The 4,901-nt window shown below is 68.6% G+C and carries 5 protein-coding genes; all 5 read right to left on the bottom strand.

Features of this window, described 5'->3' with window-relative positions; translation table 11 throughout:
• On the bottom strand, positions 1-328 hold a 328-nt coding region (locus VH112_00925), incomplete at its 3' end, for a hypothetical protein (GenBank protein HEX4538782.1).
• A gap of 141 nt (positions 329-469) precedes the next feature.
• Positions 470-1,459: a GDP-mannose 4,6-dehydratase gene (locus tag VH112_00920; GenBank protein HEX4538781.1), complete on the bottom strand. Its 990-nt coding sequence runs from the start codon at positions 1,457-1,459 to the stop codon at positions 470-472.
• A 30-nt stretch (positions 1,460-1,489) separates the two neighbouring features.
• Complete coding sequence (locus tag VH112_00915) at positions 1,490-3,181, bottom strand: hypothetical protein (GenBank protein HEX4538780.1); 1,692 nt, start codon at positions 3,179-3,181, stop codon at positions 1,490-1,492.
• A gap of 7 nt (positions 3,182-3,188) precedes the next feature.
• Entirely contained in the window at positions 3,189-4,205 is a 1,017-nt protein-coding gene (locus VH112_00910) for an aspartate-semialdehyde dehydrogenase (GenBank protein HEX4538779.1), read from the bottom strand.
• Between the two features lie 75 nt (positions 4,206-4,280).
• Positions 4,281-4,901: ACT domain-containing protein (locus tag VH112_00905; GenBank protein ID HEX4538778.1), on the bottom strand; the 621-nt coding region annotated here is incomplete at its 5' end.

The raw sequence follows: 4,901 nt of genomic DNA, 5'->3' as shown, positions 1-4,901 counted from the left end.
CGACCTTGTTGCGGTCCATGCCCCGCAGGTAGATGCCGGGCGTCGTGATCAGGACACCGGCGGGATGGGTCGGGTCGCTCGAGCCCGACTCGTGGTAGTCGCCCGGTCCGACCAGGATCCAGTCGCCAGGGCGCGCTGCGTTCACCGCCTGCTGGATGGTGCCGAAGGTGCCGGGGATCCCGTTGAACGTGCCGACGCGAAGGACCCGGGGTGCCGGAGACGTCGCCGCTGAAGCTGAAGAAGACGGCCCCGCGCCGGCAGCGCTCAGAACGAGCCCGAGGGCAGCAGCGACCGCCAGGGCAGACCTCCTCCTGATCGGCACCCGCATCCCCAGCTCCTTGTCACAGCCCGCTCGGGGGCCCTCGCGCGAGTCGCTACTTCTCCGGGTTCGCTACTTCTCCGGATGCACCGATGACTCCTGCCCCGCGTTGGGGGTCAGGTGCCACAGACCGGCCGGGTCCATGCGGGACTAGCGGTCGCGCGCCTTTCGGGCCTCGAGCTCGAGGTCGTGGTCGACCATCACCTTGATGAGCGTCTGAAAGTCCAGCGTCGGCTCCCAGCCCAGCTGGCTCCGGGCCTTGGTGGCGTCGCCGATCAGGACATCCACCTCGGCGGGACGGAGGAACCGGCGGTCGGTGGTCACGAACGGCCCCCAGTCGTCGATCCCTACGGCGCCGAACGCGACGTCGAGCAGCTCGCGGATGGTGTGGGTCTGGCCCGTCGCGACCACGTAGTCACCCGGCTCGTCCTGCTGGAGCATGCGCCACATGGCCTCGACGTAGTCGCCCGCATAGCCCCAGTCGCGCGACGAGTCGAGGTAGCCCAGCGTCAGGGTGTCCTGCAGGCCGAGCTTGATGCGAGCGACGGCGTTCGAGACCTTGCGGCTGACGAACTCGAGGCCGCGCTTGGGCCCTGTGTGGTTGAACAGGATCCCGCTCGAGGCGTGGAGTCCGTAGGACTCCCGGTAGTTGAGCGTCGTGTAATGCCCGAAGACCTTGGCCGTCCCATAGGGTGAGCGGGGGTGGAACGGGGTGGTCTCGTTCTGGGGGTTCTCGCGGACCTTGCCGAACATCTCCGACGACGACGCCTGGTAGAAGCGGATGGGATTGGCCTGGGATCCGCCCACGACCCGGATCGCCTCCAGCAGCCTGAGCACCCCGGCACCGCTGATGTCCGCGGTGAGCTCCGGCTGCCGGAAGGACAGGGCCACGAAGCTCACCGCACCGAGGTTGTAGACCTCGTCCGGCTGGACCTGCTCGACCACGGCGATGAGCGACGAGAGGTCCTGGAGGTCTCCCTCGATGATCTCCAGCTCCGGCGTCTCGTCCTGGACCATCTGGATCTTCGGGTTGTTCTGCCCGCGGACCATGCCGTAGACGTCGTAACCCTTCCCGACCAGCAGGCCGGACAGATGCCGGCCGTCCTGGCCGGTGATCCCAGTGATCAGGGCGCGGGGCACGGACGAGCATGCTACAGCGGCGCCATCACGTCAGTGCGAGCCCGGCCCGCGGTCCGAGAAGTACACGACGGTATCGCCAGCTGTTCCCAGGAGGCTGGAGCCGGGCGGCGGGGTCGGCGGCGATTCCCCGCGCTGGTACAGCGCGACCACGGCCGCCTCATGCCCCGTCGCAGTGCCTGTCCCGAAGATCGGGACCCAGGCCTCGGGGACAGTGGGGCGCACTCCGCGCTCGGTTAACTGGTCGGCCAGCCCGGCCCCGAGGGGCCAACTGTCGTGGGAGCGGATGTCCACCAGCACTGACATGTCGGAGCGGCTCAGCCTGGGCTCGACGAGCCTCCAGGCCTGGCCCACGTCGGATGCCGAGAGGCTGGACACCTGGGCCAGCCCAGCCACGTTGACCCCGAGGGTCACCGCCACGGCAACGGCGCCCCCAGCGAGCGCGACGCTGATACCCGTCATGGTTTTGCTGGCCGCACTCGGCCATCGAGCGGTTCGTTCCACGGACTGGCGAGTGTCATCGCCGAGAAGCGCAACCCCCAGACCGATGGCGGCCATGACCGGGAGGGCGATCTCCCACAGCACCAGGTAGCCGTAGATGGGGCCGACGACCCTCGTGGCGGAGACGATCGATACGACCTGGCCGACCAGACTCGCGACTCCCAGACTGAGGCCGAACCGCTGCCGGCGCCAGACCCCCACTGCGACCGCCGCAACCGCGACCGCCAGGGCCAGCAGCAGGGCGACGTAGTGAGACCCCGGCAGGGGCAACCCGTTGTCGAGACTACGGAAGCCGAGCTGCGAATCGACCGCACCGATGGCGTGCGCGGCCGGGGTCACGCCGTGCTGGGAATGGCCACTGGTGAAGAAGTGCCAGAGGAGGCCGAGGTTGCCCGGGTGGTCGCGGATCTGCTGCAGCACCGGAGGGACCCACATTGCGACCAGGACGGCGCTCCCGACACCGGCCAGGGCCACGATCGCAGCGCGCGGCAGGGGGCGTGGGCCGTCCCGAGCGACCCCGGCCCGGCGAGCCAGTACGTGGCCGAGCAGCGAAAGTACCACCAGCGCGGTAACGACCGGCACCATGGCCACGTCAGTCTGGACCAGATAGGAGCCGACAAGCAGCGACCCGAGGAGACACAGCAATGAGCCGGTGGCGCCTCCGGCACAGAGCACCGCCAGCAGGCACAGGGGGAGGATCACCGCGTTGGGGTTCCATGGGAGCCGCAGCAGCGCCGGTCCCAGGGCGATGGCGAGATAGCCGATGCAAACCGCAGACCACAGCGCCGCCCGAGAACCGACGCGACGCCACACTGTGGCGACGGCCAGGACCGCGGCGACCGCGTTGATGGCGGCGCTGCCGAAGAACTCGCTCTGGCCGGGTGCAAGTGCGTGCGAGGGCAGTGCCTGCAGGTAGAAGTAGGCCGGACCGGGGTGGTGCCAGCCGAACCGGTCGTAGGGGCCCAGCAGCTGGTGCCACCCGGCTGCTGCCTTGGTGCCGAGACCGATCAGAGCCTGGTCGCCACCGAGATACAGGGGCAGGTGGCCAGGAGAGACCGCGATCTGCAGGCACGCCAAGCCCAATGGGAACGCGATGGCGGCCACGGCCAGCCACCCGAAGACGAGCCCGAGCCCATGCCTCGCCGCCCCGGGCTCCCCCATGTCTCGTGCGGTCGTGTCCTCGATGGTTCCGACGCCGCCGTGCTTGCCAAGCCCAAGGGCCATGGTCCGATCAGCCGAGCCGCGGAAGGAGCGCCTCGGCGATCTGCACGGCGTTGAGCGCCGCCCCCTTGCGTAGATTGTCGCCCGAGACGAACAAGGCGAGCCCGTGCGTGCTCCCCAGGTCTTTCCTCGGCCGGCCCACGAGAACGGGATCGGACCCAGCGGCGGCCAGAGGCGTGGGGACCGGGCTGATGCGCACACCCGGAGCGGCCGCGAGGAGCTGGGTTGCTCGCTCGACTGAGAGCTCCCTTTCGAATTCGGTGTTCAGCGAGAGGCTGTGTCCAGTGAACACGGGGACCCGGACGCAGGTGCAGGACACAGCCAGCTCCGGGAGGTCGAGGATCTTGCGGCTCTCATCCCGGAACTTGTGCTCCTCGGAGGTCTCGTCGTCGATCATCCTGCCCGCCATGGGAACGACGTTGAAGGCAATGTTGGCGGGAAATACCGCCGGTGGTGGCAGCTCTACGGCCGAGCCATCGAACGTGAGTTGGACCGCTCGGTCGAGACCCTTGCGGAGCTGTTCGTCAAGCTCCGCGACGCCTGCGCCACCAGCGCCCGACACGGCTTGGTAGGTCGAGACGACCACTCGCCGCAGCCCGGCAGCGGCGTGGAGCGGCTTGAGCACCGGCATGGCCACCATGGTCGTGCAGTTGGGGTTGGCCACGATTCCCTTGGCCAAGCGTGACAGGGCATCGCCGTTCACCTCGGGTACGACGAGGGGCACGTCCGGGTCCATGCGCCAGGCAGATGAGTTGTCGACCACGATGGCGCCAGCCTCGGCCAGCCGGGGAGCAAGGAGCCTCGATGCAGATGCGCCGCAGGACAGCATGGCGAGATCGATGCCCCGAAAGTCGGCGACATCGGCGTCCTCCACCTCGACCTCCCCGCCGGCCCATGGCAGGCGGCGGCCCACTGACCGCGACGAGGCGAGGACGCGGAGATCGTCGACCGGGAAATGGCGCTCGGCCAGCACGCCACGCATGACACCGCCCACCTGACCGGTGGCTCCGATGATGGCGACTCGCACGCCACCGATACTACGTGCCAGCCGAGGGCCCGAGGCCTAACAGTCCCCTGCTGGACCTCGCGTCGGCTTGGCTGCTCAGGTGAGCTTGAAGGCCTCGTGCAGCACCTGCAGGGCCCGCTCGACGGCGTCGGTCCGAACGACACACGAGATGCGGATGGAGGACGTCGAGATCATCTCGATGTTGATCCCCTCGCGAGAGAGCGTCTCGAACATGGTGGCCGTCACCCCCGGGTGGGTCTTCATCCCCGCCCCGACGAGAGACACCCGCCCCACGTCACTGTCTCCGGCCACTCCAGACGCACCGATCTCGGGGGCGAGGTCCCTGGTGACTTCGAGGCTCACAGCCAGATCGTCCTTGGGGACGGTGAAGGAGATGTCGGTCGTGCCGTGAAGAGAGGTGTTCTGCACGATCATGTCCACGTTGATGGTCCGGTCGGCCAGGGCCCGGAACAGGCGCGCCGCGATGCCAGGCCGGTCCATCACTCCGGTAACCGTGACCTTGGCCTCCGAGGTGTCGTGGGTCACCGCTGAGACGATCGCCTGCTCCATCGAACGGTTCTCCTCCTTGACCCAGGTTCCTGGCTCCCAGGTGAAGCTGGACCGCACGTGCAGCGGTACACGGTGATTGCGGGCGAACTCCACCGACCGCAGGGCCAGCACGCGCCCGCCGCTGGCGGCGATCTCCAGCATCTCATC

The organism is Acidimicrobiales bacterium, from assembly GCA_036270875.1.
Taxonomy (GTDB): domain Bacteria; phylum Actinomycetota; class Acidimicrobiia; order Acidimicrobiales; family AC-9; genus AC-9.
The sequence above is the reverse complement of the archived record's forward strand: the minus strand, read 5'-3'. Positions and strand labels throughout refer to the sequence as shown.

What these genes read in the sequence shown, in the direction of transcription:
- VH112_00915 (HEX4538780.1), bottom strand. Translation starts at nt 3,181, where the DNA reads ATGGCCCTTGGGCTTGGCAAGCACGGCGGCGTCGGAACCATCGAGGAC.